This is a genomic window from Bifidobacterium favimelis, assembly GCF_037963085.1.
GTDB classification, from domain to species: Bacteria; Actinomycetota; Actinomycetes; order Actinomycetales; family Bifidobacteriaceae; genus Bombiscardovia; species Bombiscardovia favimelis.
In genome coordinates this window covers 1187873-1203583 of sequence record NZ_JBANDZ010000001.1, presented here as the reverse complement: position 1 = coordinate 1203583, position 15711 = coordinate 1187873, and the positions used below count along the sequence as shown (strand labels likewise).

Sequence of the window (15711 nt, the reverse complement as noted above, 5' to 3'; positions counted from 1 at the left end):
ATGCACCCCCTGCCGGGAATGGCCCCATCGCCCATCCTCACCTCGGCCCACAAGATAGCGATTGCCGGTCTGGGCCTTATCGGAGGGTCCCTGGCCCGTCGCCTTGTCGACCGGGGGCGGTTCGTCATCGCCTGGAACCATGACGAGGGGCCTTATGAGGCGGCCCGTCTGGCAGGGATTCATTGTGTGCGGACCCTTGAGGATCTGGCGGCGGGCAAGCCGGACGTGCTTGTACTGGCCACCCCGCTCAAGGTCATGCCGGAGATGTTGGACCGTCTCGCGCCCGTTTTGACCCCGTCGACCACCCTGACAGACGTGGGCAGCGTCAAGGGGTGGGTGGCCGACCGGGTCGGGAGGGCCGGCCTGAGTGACCGTTACGTGGGAGTCCATCCGATGACCGGGAACGAACGGTCCGGCTTCTCCTCCTCCGACCCCAACCTTTTCGAAGGAGCCCTGTGGGCTGTCTGTGTGGACGGGGGGACGGACTTTGGCAGGTTCCTCACGGTGGCGGACATGATCACCCAGGGTGTCGGCGACGAACTGATCGTCATGGATCCGGCGGCCCACGACCGGGCGACGGCCCTTATCTCCCACATGCCGCACGTGGTTTCGACCGCCCTGGCGGACACCCTCGTGGACAGCCCGGACCGCAACCTGGCCGTCCAACTCTCGGCCGGCTCCTGGCGGGACATGACCAGGGTCAGCCTGACCGATCCCGAGCGCACCAGGGCCATGGTGGAGGAGAACGCGGCCGAGGTGGTCCCCCTTCTTAGGGAGGTGTCGCGAAGGCTGACGGCTGTTGCCGAGGACCTGGAGGCGCTGGCACCGGACTCGGGTGGCGGCGGGTCCTCTCGGAGCGAGCCGACGGCCGACCGGTTCGCGGCATTCTTCAGTCAGGCGCAGCCATACAGGGACTATAAGACGGCCCAGGCCGGCGGGGAGGGCGCTTCGACCTCCACCATCGACCTGGGCGCCCAGGATTGGAGGGAACTTCTGACGGCTTCCGCCATGAGGGGGGAACGGGTGGAAAGGTTCCTGACCGCCCGAAGGGTCAGGGTCAGTCGGGGGCCCACCATGTGAGGCCTTGCAGGGGCCCGGTGCCGACCCTTGGAACCGTCTTCAGGGGCGGGCCCGGTTGCCGGCCGGCCGACTCCCGTCATGCCGGCCTAGGGGGTAGGAGCGTTCCGGAATGGGTTTGATCCGGACTATGCGCTCAGCGGGGAGCTCCACCACCTGGGCTGGCCGGCTCCCATTGGCCGATGCATCCCTGTTGAGGACCATGGTCCTTCCGTCCCAGGACACAAGGTGTCCTATGTAGTCGCGGAACTTCATCCGCCCGTCGTCCCCGTCGACCCCTTCGGCCGTCCTGACGACCAGGCGGGAGCCCGGGGGAATGCTCTGTGGCAAGGGCATGATCCACCTCCCGGGCCAATTATATGCGGACCTGGTCGGGGTAGACTGGGCAGGCAGGAGGGAGCCAGGTTGACCTTCGAACGGGAACTCGACGCATACACGGACTTCATGACCAGGGTGAAGGGGAGGAGCCCCAACACCGTCCGCTCCTACCGGGCGGACCTGGTCTCCTTTCTGGGCGTCATCAGGCGCAGGGGGATCACGGACCTGTCGCAGGTGGACATCGGCGACCTGCGCTCCTGGATGGCCCACGAATCCAGGACCCATGCCCGTTCCTCCATGGCCCGCAAGTCGGCCGCCGTCCGTTCTTTCTTTTCCTACCTGGCCGCCCACGGCATGATCGACAGGGACCCGGCCGCCATGCTGGACACCCCCAAGCAGGGGGAGCACCTTCCTGAGGTCCTGACCCGGACACAGGCGGCCCGTCTGATGGACACCGCCGAGGACAGGGCATCCGGCCGGTTGCAGGGGGCTGCCGATAAGGGGCGGCCGGCCCCGCAGGGTGCCGTCCCCACGTCCGTTGAGGGTTCCGGGGAGGAGACTTCCAGGGCAGGGGCCCTTCGCCTGCGGGATGCGGCCATGCTGGAACTCCTCTACGCCACGGGGATGAGGGTGGCTGAGCTGGTCGGCCTTGACCTCTCCGGCATTGACCTGCCCGGAGGGACCGTCAAGGTCATGGGCAAGGGGGGCAAGGAGAGGGTGATTCCCTTCGGAAGACCGGCCGCCCTGGCCCTGAAGGCCTGGATCAGACGGGGCCGGCCCGTCCTTTCCGGGGTGGAATGGGGGCGGACATCGATCAAAGACCCCCTCTTCCTGGGGGCGCGGGGGGGCCGTGTGGGCCAGAGGCAGGTCAGGCAGGTGGTCCACGAGGAGGCGGCCAGGGCCGGCGTGCCTGACATAGGCCCCCATGCCTTGCGGCACTCGGCCGCCACCCACATGCTTGACGGGGGAGCCGACCTCCGTGAGGTCCAGGAGATGCTGGGGCACTCCTCCCTGCGCACCACCCAGCGATACACCCACGTCTCCATCGAGCAGTTGAGGAATCGTTACGAGATGGCTTTCCCTAGGGCCTGAAACCTGAAGGGCACCCTGTTACCCTGGTCCCATGACCCTGAGCGTGTACAGCATCAACCTGCACGGGATGGCCGACCATGACCTGCCCGCCTTCCTGGGGGCGGTGATGTCCCGGCGGCCGGATGTCTGCTGCCTGCAAGGGTCCGGATCACAGGTCAGCCGTGCCGCCACCCTGATTTCCGGGGCCGCCCCGTCTCCCGTACAGGTCCGGCAGGCGAAGGAAAAGGAAGAGGACTCGGTGGCGGTGGTTCCGCTCGGTCCGCCTTGCGCGCGTGGACGGGCGGAAGGGGAAGGCGGGCCGGCCGGGGTCCAGGGAAGGGGTTGGGTCCAGGGGACAGGTTGGGTCCAGGCCGACCTGATTTCTCCACAGGGGTACGGCATCACCATGGTCAGCCTGTCGGTACCCGGCCCCGATGGCCTTTCCCCCTCGGAGGTTCCCGTACACCCGGCCGGGTCCCCCCGGGCCGACTTCCTGGCCCGGGCACAGGACCGTCTCCGCCTCCTCCAGACCGAGGCCGCCGGCGGCGGGCGCCAGGCAGTGGTCTGCGGGGGTTTCGACATGGTCCATACGGCCCTCGACCAGGGTGGACCGGAGGCGGTCTCCACCGGGGGGTCTGCGGTCGCGTCGCAGCTTGAAGGGGACAGGTCCGGGCTGTCCGCCGACTCCTCCCCGGCCCGTCGACCGGCCCGGGAGCGGGAGGAGGCGGCCTGGATGGACCGGGTGTTCGAGGAGGGCGAGTTCGTCGATGTGGTCAGGGACATGGCGGGCCCCGTACCCGGACTCTACACGGCCTGGCAGGGGGGTCGCGGGCGCAGGGTGGATGCCCAGTGCGTCACACCGGAACTGGCCTGGAGCGCCACTGGCTTCCTACTCATACCTCCCGGGTTCGGGCGGAAGGCCTGGAGGGGCCATGCAGCCGTGGGGGTCACCTACGAGGTCTGAGGTATGAGCATGCCCATATGATGTGTTTGTAAGGTCTGGTCGGGAGATCGCCCGCATTGCCGGGGTCGATGAGGCCCGGGCACCGGTCCGTCAGCCGGTCGCGGCATCGGTTAATCTGGTACAGGTGGAAAACGGTAGGAAACGAGGACTCATGGGATTGTTCGGATTCGGCAGGAAGCGCAGGAAGGGCCAGGAGACGGCCCCCTCCGGAGAGGAGGACCTGACCGCCGTAAAAAAGGATGTCGAGGATGAGGGCTCCAGCGAGCGGGACGGTGGAGAGGAGGCCGATGACGGCACCAGGGGTGAGCGCGGTGTGGACCACGGCCCCTGGGACAGCGATGACGAGGACGTCATCGACTACGACGACTACCTGGACATCGGCGCACTCATGCTCCCCTTCCTCCAGAAGAGCGAACTGAGGCTGAAAGCCAACCGTGAGACGGGCCAGGTTCTTGGCGCCACCGTCACTTACGGGGGTTCCAGCCTCGAATTGGAGGCCTTCGCCGCCCCCAGGAGCCTGGGGATGTGGGACGATGTCCGCAGGGACCTCATCAAGGCCAACCCCAAGGCCAAGGAGGTCGACGGGGTCTTCGGCACCGAGCTCATGCTCCCCGTCACCCTGCGTGGCAAGGAGTTGATGACCAGGATCGTCGGTGTCGACGGCCCGCGCTGGATGTTGCGTGGAATCTTCTCCGGACCGGCGGCCCAGGAGGGCGATGAGAAGGATGTGCTCGACAGGTACTTCTCCGACCTGGTCATCGTCCGTGGGGAGGAACCCCTGGCCCCGCGCGACCTGATTCCCATGCATACCCCCGTCACCCCCTTGCAGCGTGCGGCCGCCAGAGGCGACCAGGAGGGGGAGGACCAGGCCAAGGACCAGATTCCTGACCGTCCTGAAGGCCCCTTTGACAGCGATCAGCAGACCGAGGTGAAGACCACCCTCTCCCGTGGCCCCATGTTCTCGGAAGTCCGCTGAGGGCGGCCGTGGCGGACGAAGGCGGCGGTCAGGGCGCAAGCACCGGCGATTCCCGGCAGGAAGCCGGGGCCGGGCGGACAGGGCACACGGGGCTGGCAGCCCTGGCGGACGAGGATTTTTCGGTCTATGAAGCCATCGGAGGCGTCAGGGGGATGGTCGAATCCGTCCTGCCCGGCCTCCTCTTCGTCGTCATGTTCGTCGCCACCAGGGAGCTCAAATGGACCGTGATCGCCTCCGGTGCCTTGGCCCTGGTCCAGGTGGCCATCCGCCTGGTGACCCGCCAGTCCTTCCTGGGGGCTTTGACCGGCCTCCTGTCAGTGGCCATCTGCCTGGTCTGGGCCTGGCTGAGCAAGGATGCCAGGAACTACTACCTGCCCGGCTTCCTGATCAACATCTTCTGGATTGTCCTCCTGTCTGCCACCGTCCTGGTCAAGGTGCCCGGGATAGGGGCCCTGGTGGAATATGTGAGGGACCCGGTCTTTTCCGGCTTCCGTGACTGGCTCCGCAGGTGGCGGTCGGACCGCCCTCTCCTGAAGGCCTACACCATCGTCACACTCATGTGGATCGCCGTTTTCGCCCTCCGTCTGCTCGTCCAGGTGCCCCTCTACCTGACCAAGTCGGTGGGCCTGCTGGGTACGGCCCGTCTGATCATGGGAATCCCCCTGTACGCCCTGGCCATCTGGATCTCCTGGCTGATCATCGCCACCCCCTTCCATCACCACACCGAGGAACTCGCCGCAGGGCGGGAGGCCGCCGAGCAGGCTGAGGGGGAGGGGGACCGGGCTGAAGGGGCCTGAGGCCACCAATCCGGGTCCAGGGGGTAGACTGGAGCCCGATCAACCGGCATGCCCATCCTCCTGTGGCCGACCAGGTGCCCCATCAACTTCGGCACCCGGCTGCTGACGGAACCCTGCATGGCTGTTCGCCTCCGGAGAAAGGGACGATTCATTTATGGAAGTGCGTGTGCGCGTCGAACGTTACGCCGATCAGGGAAGGTGCGTGGGCCATGTTGACGGCCAGGTGGTCTTCGTCCGTTTCGCCCTGCCCGGAGAATTGGTCGACGTGCTCCTGGATGAGCCGCACGACCGCCGGGATCGCTTCCGCACAGGCGAGGTGGTCCGCGTCCTTGAGCCCAGTCCCGACCGAGTGGACCCTGTCTGGCCCCTGGCCGGCCCCCTCGCCTGGGGCGGCGGTCTGGGAGGTGCCGACCTGGTCCATGTGAACCTGTCCGGACAGCTGGCTTGGAAGGCCGATGTGATCGCCCAGCAGATGGAGCGGCTGGGAGGGGTGCGCACCCCAATCCCCATCGACAGGCCGGAAGGAGATCTGGCACGGTCGGGTCTGAACTGGAGGACCAGGATCGACCTGGTCGCGGACGGGCAGGGACGCCCCTCCATGCGGCGCCGGGCCTCCCATGACCGTGTCCCGCTGACGACCATGCCCCTGGCCACCCGTGACCTCCTCGATCTGGCGGACCGTTACGGCATATGGGAGGGGGGATTCAGGCCCGGCAGCCGGATCCGCCTGGCCGTTCCGGCCGCCGAAGGAGGCGCCGGAGACGATTTCGCCATCCTGGAAGACGGTCATGTCAGGCAGGGTGTGCCCAGGGTGAGGGAGGAGGTCGCGGTCGGCGTCCGTACTTACTCATACAGGGTCGATGCCTCGGGTTTCTGGCAGGTCCACTGCCAGGCCCCATCCCTCCTTGTCTCGGCCGTCCTTTCCCAGGCGGGACCCTCCGCCGGGCGGGACCGTCCTCCGGTGGTGTGGGACCTCTACTCCGGATCGGGCCTTTTCACCCTCCCCCTGGCCGACAGGGCGACCACCCCCCGCCGGGTCCTGGCCGTCGAAGGCTCGGCCCGGGCGGTCCGGGACGCCCGGAGGAACCTTGAAGCGGCCGGACTGTCTGATGTCTGCCTCCGTCAGGGGGATGTGGGGCGGATACTCGCCAAGGGTCTGCCCAGGAGGTTGGCAAGGCCGGACCTGGTCCTCCTGGACCCGCCACGGGCGGGCGCCAAGGCGGCCGTCTGCGGGCAGATCGCCCAGGCGGGCGCCGGCAGGATCATCTACGTGGCCTGTGACCCGACCAGTCTGGCAAGGGACACCAGGACCCTGTCCGACCTGGGGTACAGGTTGGACTGGATCCATGCTTATGACATCTACCCCATGACCCATCACGTGGAAACCATAGCGGTCTTCACCAGGACCCGGGAGTCCCGATGAGGCAGCCGGCCCGCCCCTTCCATTACCTTCTGGGCTGGGGGGCCCACCAGGTGCCGCTCCGGACGGGGGCGGCGGCTGGAAGAGGTCCGGATGCGGGTGGTGGCCGGCCTATCCGCGCGCTCTTGCGCCCACTTCCTTCCCTCTGCCCTAAGACCTGTCGTCTCCTCTTCCCCCTCCTTCTGGCCTGCATCCTTGTCCTGTCCGGGGCCGGTTGCGCCCCTTCGGGCAGGGCCGTGGGGAATACATGGAAGGTGGGGACCGCCGACCATGACGGGGTGGACCGCTCGAATGTCCTGGTCGGATTCATCGGAGCCGTCAGGCCGGCCGGCAAGGACCTGACGGATGGTGGCGGTGAGGGCCCCGCAGACGGGGGACCGGCCGCCCTCCCGTCCCCTTCTGCAAAATCCACGGAGCCTGATGGCCTGTCGGACAGTGATGTCCTCAAGGCCATGGACCGGGACAGGATGAGGGCCTTCTACCTGGATGCCACCTCCACGCGGGAGCAGGAGGAGGCAGTGGGCCAGGCCATCGGCAGGAGGGCCTCACTGATTCTCATACATTCCCCAGGCAAGGGGGATTGGGACTCCGCCCTTTCGGCCGCCAGGAGGGCGGGAATTCCCGTCGCCATCATCCAGGGCCCCTCGTCGGCGGACAAGGTGGACATCGATCCCCTCCTGTTTGCGGCCAGGCTGACGGTGGGGGATGATCCCGCCGGACGGCCCCTGACCTGGGCGATACAGACCATGGTCGATGACGGACGACATGAAAGCGAAATCAAGGTCCGCCTGGACAGGCGGGATCAGGGCGTCGAAGCAGGAGGGGACAGGAAATGAACATGGCTGCAGGCAGGGATGAGGCAGGTGGACCCGGCCAGAAGAATCAGGGCGCGGCAGGTCAGGCACCCTCCTTCCCCCGGGTGGATGAACCCGGTCTTTCAAGCCAGGAAGTGACCCGACGGCAGGCCGATGGAAGGGTCAACGTGACCGAGGAGGGGTCCTCGCGCTCCCTCTGGCAGATCATCCGTACCAACGTCTTCACCCTCTTCAACGCGATAATCCTGGGTGCCATGGTCGTCGTCCTCCTCACCGGCCAGTGGAAGGATGCCGTCTTCGGCCTGGTCATCATCATCAACACGGGCATCGGGATAGCCACTGAGCTCAAGGCCAAGAGCACGCTGGACCGCCTCTCCATCCTGGTCGCCTCGGATTACTACGTCCACCGGGAGGGGGCCGACCTGCCGGTGGCCCACGATGCCATCGTCATGGACGACCTCCTGTGGATCAGGTCCGGCGATCAGGTCCCGGCCGATGTCAGCATCGTGCGGTCATACGGGCTGGAACTGGACGAATCCATGCTGACCGGTGAATCACGCACGGTCCGCAAGGGGGAGGGGGACCAGGCCTACTCCGGTTCCACCGCCGTGTCCGGCATGGCCCTGACCCGTGTCACCGCCGTGGGCGCCCGGAGTTACGCCGCCAAATTGACCGCCAAGGCCAAGGTCTACAAGAAGGTCCACTCGGACCTCAACGATGGGATCAACACCATCCTCAAGGTCATGACCGTGGTGGTCGTCCCGCTGTGCATCCTGCTCATCTTCACCCAGATGCGGTCGGTGGGGGGCTTCCACGAGGCCTTGGCCGACGGCTCCTGGCGGCAGGCCGTGGTCTCCGCCGTGGCCGGCGTGGTGGGCATGATCCCCGAAGGCCTGGTCCTTTTGACCTCGCTCAACTTCGCCCTGGCCGCCATCCGTCTGGCCAGGAAGAACACCCTTGTCCAGCAGATGGAATCGGTGGAGACCCTGGCCAGGGTCGATGCACTCAATCTGGACAAGACGGGCACCATCACCGATGGCGGCATAGTCTTCGACGATCTGATCCCCATCCGGCCCGATTCGCCGGCTCCGGTCTCCGACAGGACCCTGACGGCGCCCGGGGACCTGTCTGGAGGAGGCCGGTCAGGGGGTGGCGATCCGGAAGGGGGCGCTCTGGAACAGGCCCTGGTCGACGTCTGCGCCGAGGGGGACCCCAACGCCACCGGGAGGGCCATCCTGCAAGGCTTGGCGGGTACCAGACCCTCCGACCTGGTCCTGGCCCGTCTCCCGTTCTCATCGGCGCGCAAGTGGAGCGCCATCGTCCATAAGGGCGGCAGGGCCTGGTACTTCGGTGCCCCCGAAATCCTCATGGCGCCGCAGTCCGGCCGCCATCCAAGGGTGGAGCAGGAGGTGGAACGGCTGGCCGACGGCGGGCACCGGGTCCTCATGCTGGCAAGTCTCGACCTGCCTACGGGGACCAGGGTCGACGACGGCTGGTTCACGGAGCATGGGACCCTCCCCGGCGATCTGGAGCCCCTGGCCCTGATCGCATGTTCCGAACATATCCGTGAGGATGCCGCACCGACGCTGGCCTGGTTCAGGGAGCAGGGGGTGCGTTGCCGGGTCATTTCAGGCGACAATCCGGCCACCGTGGCGGCCATAGCCGGCAAGGTGGGCCTGACGGGGGAGGCCAAGCCCAGGTCCATGGATGCCCGCCGGCTGCCCGAAGACATCGGTGAACTCTCCAAAGTCCTGGAGGATGTCGACGTTCTGGGCAGGGTGCTGCCCGACCAGAAGAAGGCCATTGTCCAAGCCCTCCATCTGAGTGGCCATACCGTGGCCATGACGGGAGACGGGGTGAATGACTCCCTGGCCTTGAAGGAGGCGGACCTGGGCATCGCCATGGGCAACGCCGCACCTGCCACCAAGGCCGTGGCCCAGCTGGTCCTGATCGACTCGAAATTCTCCCACCTGCCCGATGTGGTGGCCCGGGGCAGGCAGGTCATGGCCAACATGGAGAGGGTGGCCGGCCTCTTCCTGGTCAAGACCGTCTACTCCGCCCTCATCTCCCTGGGGGTGGTCCTGAGCGGGATACCCTTCCCCTACCTGCCGCGTCACATCACTTACATCGGCGCCCTGACCATCGGAATGCCGGCCTTCTTCCTGGCCCTGGCCCCCAACACCCGGCGGTATGAGCCCGGCTTCCTCAGGCGGGTGGTAGCCTTCGCCCTTCCAGGAGGCATAGCCACCGCCCTGGCTGTCCTTGCGGCCGCCTGGTCCCTGCCCTCCCTGATGGGATGGCGGGTGGCCCTTGCGGGGGATCTGGAGGCGCTGAGGTCGGTCTGTGCCATCGTCCTGTTCTTCATGGGGGTCATGGTCCTGGCCAGGGTGGCCAGCCCCCTGCGCTCCTGGAGGGGGGTCCTTGTCCTGGTCTTCGCGGCGGCCGGTGTGATCGGTGCCCTCATCCCCTTCGTCGCCGACTTCTTCGCCATATCGCTCCCTGAGGGCAGGGCCCTCGGATTGACCGGGGCTTTCGTCCTCCTGGGGGCCGTTCTCATGATCCTGGCCGGCCTCCTCCTGCCCGCCTTGACCGGCAGGGCAGTCAGCAAAAGGCCGCCGTCCGTGCCGGATGGCCGGCAACCCGCTGCCTGAAGAAGGGAAAGCGGGTCGGAAAAGGGGAGGGGCACGGTGTTTTCACCGTGCCCCTCCCCTTTTCCATTCCTCCTGCAGGGGAGGCCGGATGCCTTCTCAGTCCCTTTGACCGACCAGTTGAAGTATGTAGACGAAGAGATTGACGAAGTCCAGGTAGAGGTTCAGGGCGCAGAGGATGGAAACGCGCTCGATGACCTCGGTGCCCTGGCCCGCATAGGCCTCGAAGATGGCCCTGGTCTGTTGGGCGTCGTATATGGTCAGCCCGGCGAAGAGGACGATGCTCAGGGCCGCGACCAGCATGAGGGTGGTGTTGGAGGGGGCGACGAAGAGGAGGACCACTTCGACGGCGATGAGGGCCAGGAGGGCCACCATGAATATGGACCCCAGGCCAAGCATGTTCTTCCTGGTCGTCAATGAGAGCATGCTGAGTACGAAGAAGAAGCCGGCGCTGATCAGCAGGGCCAGGAAGATACCGGGTACGGAATAGGTCATGAAGATTGTGCTCAGAGTGAACCCCATGAGGGCCGCATACAGATAGAACATGACCCTGGCCGTCGAGGGCTTCATGGTCATCACCTTGGCGCTGAGGGAGACGGCGAAGACCACCTGCACGATCATGATCCCGATCCAGCCCAGTCTTCCCGTGGCCATGAGGAAGCGCAGGAGGAGGCCGGATGCCGCCGAGAGATAGGCCACGGCAGCCGTCACGACCAGGCCGACTGCCATCTCCCCATAGGCGCGGGCCATGGATATGCGCTCCGCATGGTCGCGTGTGTAGGAGGCATCGGTGTTGACCGCCCCTCCTGTGTAGCCGGTGGCCTGGGAACCGGCAGGGCCGTAGGCGGCCTGCATGTAAGGGGCCTGCGGTTGGGAGGCCTGGTAGCCCGTCTGTCCGTATCCGGTCTGCTGGTATTGCTCCTGCCGGTACAGGGGCTGCTGCTGGTACCCCCTCTGTCCCTGTCCCGCCTGGTCATAACCCACCTGTCCGGGATTGTTCTGATAACCGTTGCCCTGGGGCTGGCCGTCAAATGCCATATGCTCCTCCTTGCCGAGCGGTTGGTTGCGGAAGTCCGGCGTGGGACCGGTGGTCCCGCTCCTTTTGTTCCCCTTCTGCCGTTTTCACCAGTGTACACACTTCAGGGCATCTCATTCTGGGTATCTCCTGGGAATCGTCGGGCGCCCGCAGCCATGTCGGGTCGACCGGGGACGGCTCCCTTGACCTACGATGGGGCGTGAACGAGAGGCCCGGATTGCGGGACCGATGAGAACAAGGGGGATTGAAATCCTGATGGACGGCACTGTCTCAGATACCATGATCACTTTGAACAACGGGGTCCCGATTCCCCAACTGGGACTGGGCGTCTTCCGCACCCCCGACGGGGAGGCCACCAGCGATGCGGTCTGTTGGGCCCTCCAGGCGGGATACAGGCATATCGACACCGCCATGATCTACGGAAACGAGGAATCCGTAGGGGAGGGGATCCGCAGGTCGGGGGTCAGCCGCCGCGATGTCTTCGTCACCACCAAGCTCTGGAATGACGACATCCGCGCCGGCAGGACCAGACAGGCCTATCAGGAGAGCCTGGACAGGCTGGGGACCGACTACATAGACCTCTACCTGATCCACTGGCCGGCCAGGGGCTGGCAGCAGGCCTGGGAGGAGATGGAGGAGCTTTACACACAGCGCCGGGTCAGGGCCATCGGGGTCTGCAACTTCCAGCGGCACCACCTGGAGGAGCTCCACTCGATCAGCTCCACCAAGCCGGCCGTCGACCAGGTGGAATCATCCCCCCAGTTCGTCAACCAGGACCTGATCGATTACTGCCACGGTGACCTGAGGGTGGATGTGGAGGCATACAGCCCCCTGGGAGGTTCCGGCGGCTCGGTCCTGGGCGACCCCAGACTCAAGCAGATCTGCGACAAGTACGGCAAGTCGCCGGCCCAGGTGATCATACGCTGGCACCTCCAGAGGGGGGTCATCGTCATCCCCAAATCGGTCCACCGCAACAGGATAGAGGAGAACGCCCAGGTCTTCGACTTCAGGCTGGACGACGAGGACATGGCCGCCATCACGGCCATGGACTCGGGAAAGAGGACCGGGGGCGACCCGGACCACTTCAACTTCTGACATAAGGAGAGGCAGGGGGAGGGGGACAGGAGGACCTGTCCCTGCCCTCTGCCTCCAGGCTGAATCAGGCCTGGACCCTGGTCTCCGGGCCGGAGCCGTCCTCCCGGACCGTATCTCCGGCCAGGGAGCCGGCCGCCCGGATTCTGGCGTCGTCCGATTCCTGCTCCTGTGGGGCGCCTGAGATGTCGCGGTGGATGGACTGCATCTGCACCTCGATGTTCTGCAGGGACCGTGCGCAGTCCAGCAGTGTCTGTGAGTGTTCGGCCAGCTTGTTGTCCGGCAGGTCGGACTTGTAACGCAGCTGGTGTTCCAGGGAGGCCCAGTAGTCCATGGCTATGGTTCGGAACTGGACCTCAACCGGCGTGTAGTGGGGGCCCGAGGTCAGGAAGACGGGGACGGCGTATATGACATGGAGGCTGCGGTACCCGTTCTGCTTGGGACTGCGTATGTAGTCCTTGACCCTGAGCACCTGGATGTCCGACTGGTCAGACAGGTAGCGGGAGACGGCATAGACGTCGTCCCTGTAGTTGCAGATGACCCTGACGCCGGCCACGTCGAAGATGTGGTCCTTGACAGATTCGATGGTGACGGGCAGGTCCTTCCGGTCCAGTTTGCCGATGAGCGAATCCACGCTTTTCAGACGCCGTTCCATGTGGTGGATGGGATTGTGGCTGAAACGCACCTGGAACTCGCTGTCTAGGACTTCGAGCTTGGTGCTGATCTCGTACATGGCCCCCTCATAGGTCTGCATGAGGTTCACGAAGTCCACGATCTCCTCCTTGGTGAGCTTGGGCCTGCGATCGTCGTCGAGTGCAGACAGGCTCTGCCTGAGTTCAGATGTGCTCATCGCATTGTTGCGGTCGAGTATCACGTGTGCCTCCCAGTGAATACCTCCGATGATACGTCCCCCATTATGCAACCTGACCTGTGACCGGGCTCCCGCCCCTGTGACGGCCGGGCTGCATGGCGGGTCCCCTCCGGCGCGCCGTGCGCATGAACCCGCCCGCCTTCAGGCCGGGCCTGCCGGACCCGCCCTTTGCCTACAATCGGAAACCATGAGCACAGAGAGGACCGGGGGCGCCCGGCAGACCATGGATGGGGCGGGCAAGGCACCCGTCAAGGGCGTCTACTACATCCACACACTTGGCTGTCAGATGAACGAGCACGACTCCGAGCGCATAGCCGGCGTCCTGGAGGCCGACGGCTACCGGCCGGCCAGTCCCGGCCAGGTGGAGGCCCGCCAGGTCGACGTGATGGTCCTCAACACCTGCGCGGTCAGGGACAACGCCACAAAGCGCATGTACGGGACAATAGGACGCTGGGCCCGTTACAAGCAGGCAAACCCCTCCACCCTCATCGCCGTGGGTGGCTGCATGGCCCAGAAGGACCGTCAGCGGATCACCCGGACCGCCCCCTGGGTCGATGCCGTCTTCGGGACCAAGAACATCGGCTCCCTGCCCCGCCTGCTCGACAGGGCGGCCGGGACGGGCAGCCCCCAGGTGGAGGTCGCTGACGACCTGGCCGTCTTCCCCAGCCAGCTTCCCACGGTCCGTGCTTCCAGAAGCTCGGCCTGGGTTTCCATCTCGGTCGGGTGCAACAACACCTGCACCTTCTGCATCGTCCCTTCGGTCAGGGGGCGGGAGCGCGACAGGCCCATGGGGGAGATCCTGGACGAGGTGGCCCGTTGCGTGCGGTCCGGGGCCAAGGAGGTGACCCTTCTGGGCCAGAACGTCAATTCCTACGGTTGGTCCACAGGTGACCGCTACGCCTTTCCCAAGCTCCTGCGCGCCTGCGGACGGATCGAAGGTCTGGAGCGGGTCCGCTTCACCTCGCCCCACCCCGCCGCCTTCACCGACCAGGTGATCCGGGCCATGGCGGAGACGCCCAACGTCATGCACCAGCTCCACATGCCCCTCCAATCCGGGTCGGACAGGATCCTGAGGGCCATGAGGCGGTCCTATCGCTCGCAACGTTTCCTGGACATCCTGTCCAGGGTGCGCATGGCCATGCCCGACGCCCGTATCAGCACGGACATCATCGTCGGTTTCCCCGGCGAGAGCGAGGAGGACTTCCAACAGACCATGGAGGTGGTCAGGAGGGCCCGCTTCACATCGGCCTACATCTTTGAGTACTCACCCCGCCCCGGCACCCCGGCCGCCGCCATGGAGCCCCTTCCAAAGCAGGTGGTCCAGGACCGGTTCGACCGTCTGCAGGCCCTGCAGGAATCCATCACCACCGACCAGATGTCCCAGGCGGTCGGCTCCACGGTCGAGGTGCTGATACAACCCCGCCAGGGTCACCACGACGGGCAGACCCACCGGGTGAGCGGGCATGAGCGCACGGGCATCCTGGTCCATGTCGGCACACCGGCGGGTCACAGGGCACCGGTTCCGGGCGACCTGGTCACCTGCACAGTCACCGGCAGCGGGCCGCATTATCTGATAGCCGATCCCGATCCCGAGGCTGGCCAGGCCTATGCCATACGGAGGTGAGAAGGAGAGGGTGGTGGTCTCGATCGTCGGCCCCACCGCCTCAGGCAAGACGGGCCTGGGCGTCGCCCTGGCCGGGAGGCTGTGCGCCCGGGGGGAGGGCGCGGAGATCATCAATGCCGATGCCTATCAGATGTACCGGGGGCTGGATGTCGGCACGGCCAAACCCACCAAGGCCGAGATGGGCGCGATCGTCCACCACCTGATAGATGTGGTCGAACCGGACCAGGCCATGAGCGTGGCCCGCTTCCAGCGGATGGCCAGGAGCCTGATCGCCGACATGGAGGCCCGCGGCGTCCGCCCGGTCCTGGTGGGTGGGTCCGGCCTGTACACCCGGGCCGTCATCGATGCCATCAGCTTCCCCGGCACCGACCCAGATGTCAGGGCGGCCCTGGAGGTCCGGGCCGACAGGGAGGGGGGAGGCGTCCTCTTCCAGGAACTGCGCCGGAAGGACCCCGAGGCGGCGCAGAGAATGGACCCGCGCAACGTCCGCCGCACCATCAGGGCCTTGGAGGTCATCGAGCTGACAGGCCGTCCGTACTCCGCCACCCTGCCCCGGTACCAGTACGTCATGCCTGCCCTCCAGGTGGGTTTGGACCTGCCCAGGGAGGAACTGGACAGGCGGATCGACCAAAGGACCGAGTCCATGCGGCAGCGTGGTCTGACACAGGAGGTCCGATCCCTGAGAGGCCGTCTGGGTCCCACCGCGGCCAGGGCCCTGGGATATCAGGAGGTCATCGGGTACCTGGACGGGGTCATGGGGGAGGATGAGGCCTACGCTCTCATAGCTCAGCGGACCAAGAGGCTGGCCCGCAAACAGATGGGCTGGTTCGGGCGTGACCCGAGGATCCACTGGCTGGATGCCCTGGCCCCGGACCTGGTCGACAGGGCCCTGGACCTGATCGACCAGGCGGATCAAGGCCGGTTCGACGATGGTGAAGGGGATCCGGGCCGGGCCCGCCACCCCCTCGGTTCCCTGTGTGATTGACTTCAAGTGCTTTAAGT

13 protein-coding genes and 1 pseudogene are annotated in these 15711 nt (G+C 66.1%); 11 read left to right on the top strand and 3 right to left on the bottom strand.

What is annotated here, in order from left to right:
* Positions 1 to 18: 18 nt before the first annotated feature.
* Positions 19 to 1080: a prephenate dehydrogenase gene (locus V6584_RS04920; RefSeq protein ID WP_340469757.1), complete on the top strand. Its 1062-nt coding sequence runs from the start codon at positions 19 to 21 to the stop codon at positions 1078 to 1080.
* Between the two features lie 39 nt (positions 1081 to 1119).
* Here the strand turns inward: V6584_RS04920 and V6584_RS04915 are convergent, their stop codons facing one another.
* Positions 1120 to 1413: a DUF6725 family protein gene (locus V6584_RS04915; protein ID WP_340469351.1), complete on the bottom strand. Its 294-nt coding sequence runs from the start codon at positions 1411 to 1413 to the stop codon at positions 1120 to 1122.
* Positions 1414 to 1482: 69 nt separating this feature from the next.
* Here V6584_RS04915 and V6584_RS04910 point away from each other — a divergent pair, with 69 nt between their 5' ends.
* The 7 genes from V6584_RS04910 (at position 1483) to V6584_RS04880 (ending at position 10089) form a co-directional block, all read left to right on the top strand.
* Positions 1483 to 2487, top strand: coding sequence for a tyrosine recombinase XerC (locus V6584_RS04910; protein ID WP_340469350.1), 1005 nt, complete (start codon positions 1483 to 1485; stop codon positions 2485 to 2487).
* Between the two features lie 31 nt (positions 2488 to 2518).
* Positions 2519 to 3430 carry an exonuclease/endonuclease/phosphatase family protein gene (locus V6584_RS04905; protein WP_340469349.1) on the top strand — a complete coding sequence of 304 codons (912 nt, stop codon included), beginning with the start codon at positions 2519 to 2521 and terminating at the stop codon, positions 3428 to 3430.
* 151 nt (positions 3431 to 3581) lie between these two features.
* Complete coding sequence (locus V6584_RS04900) at positions 3582 to 4406, top strand: DUF3710 domain-containing protein (protein ID WP_340469347.1); 825 nt, start codon at positions 3582 to 3584, stop codon at positions 4404 to 4406.
* Between the two features lie 92 nt (positions 4407 to 4498).
* Positions 4499 to 5203, top strand: coding sequence for a DUF3159 domain-containing protein (locus V6584_RS04895; RefSeq protein ID WP_340469755.1), 705 nt, complete (start codon positions 4499 to 4501; stop codon positions 5201 to 5203).
* 154 nt (positions 5204 to 5357) lie between these two features.
* Positions 5358 to 6626 carry a class I SAM-dependent RNA methyltransferase gene (locus tag V6584_RS04890; RefSeq protein WP_340469345.1) on the top strand — a complete coding sequence of 423 codons (1269 nt, stop codon included), beginning with the start codon at positions 5358 to 5360 and terminating at the stop codon, positions 6624 to 6626.
* Positions 6623 to 7459: a hypothetical protein gene (locus tag V6584_RS04885; protein WP_340469344.1), complete on the top strand. Its 837-nt coding sequence runs from the start codon at positions 6623 to 6625 to the stop codon at positions 7457 to 7459. Before V6584_RS04890 ends, V6584_RS04885 begins: the two co-directional genes overlap by 4 nt.
* A gap of 2 nt (positions 7460 to 7461) precedes the next feature.
* Positions 7462 to 10089 (top strand): HAD-IC family P-type ATPase, encoded by a 2628-nt coding sequence (locus V6584_RS04880; protein ID WP_340469341.1) that lies wholly within the window; start codon positions 7462 to 7464, stop codon positions 10087 to 10089.
* Between the two features lie 96 nt (positions 10090 to 10185).
* Here the strand turns inward: V6584_RS04880 and V6584_RS04875 are convergent, their stop codons facing one another.
* Positions 10186 to 11124 (bottom strand): Bax inhibitor-1/YccA family protein, encoded by a 939-nt coding sequence (locus V6584_RS04875; RefSeq protein WP_340469340.1) that lies wholly within the window; start codon positions 11122 to 11124, stop codon positions 10186 to 10188.
* A gap of 253 nt (positions 11125 to 11377) precedes the next feature.
* Here V6584_RS04875 and V6584_RS04870 point away from each other — a divergent pair, with 253 nt between their 5' ends.
* On the top strand, positions 11378 to 12217 hold the full coding sequence (locus V6584_RS04870) for an aldo/keto reductase (protein WP_340469339.1): 840 nt from the start codon (positions 11378 to 11380) through the stop codon (positions 12215 to 12217).
* A gap of 154 nt (positions 12218 to 12371) precedes the next feature.
* On the opposite strand, the pseudogene V6584_RS04865 reads toward V6584_RS04870, so the two are convergent.
* Positions 12372 to 13064: pseudogene (locus V6584_RS04865) on the bottom strand (GTP pyrophosphokinase); the annotation flags it as partial.
* A 208-nt stretch (positions 13065 to 13272) separates the two neighbouring features.
* Between V6584_RS04865 and miaB the strand changes: the two are divergent.
* A complete protein-coding gene (gene miaB / locus V6584_RS04860; RefSeq protein WP_404802600.1) occupies positions 13273 to 14709 on the top strand; it encodes a tRNA (N6-isopentenyl adenosine(37)-C2)-methylthiotransferase MiaB in 1437 nt (478 codons plus the stop codon).
* On the top strand, positions 14693 to 15694 hold the full coding sequence (gene miaA / locus V6584_RS04855; protein ID WP_340469338.1) for a tRNA (adenosine(37)-N6)-dimethylallyltransferase MiaA: 1002 nt from the start codon (positions 14693 to 14695) through the stop codon (positions 15692 to 15694). The genes miaB and miaA overlap by 17 nt, the downstream gene beginning before the upstream one ends.
* Positions 15695 to 15711: the final 17 nt, after the last annotated feature.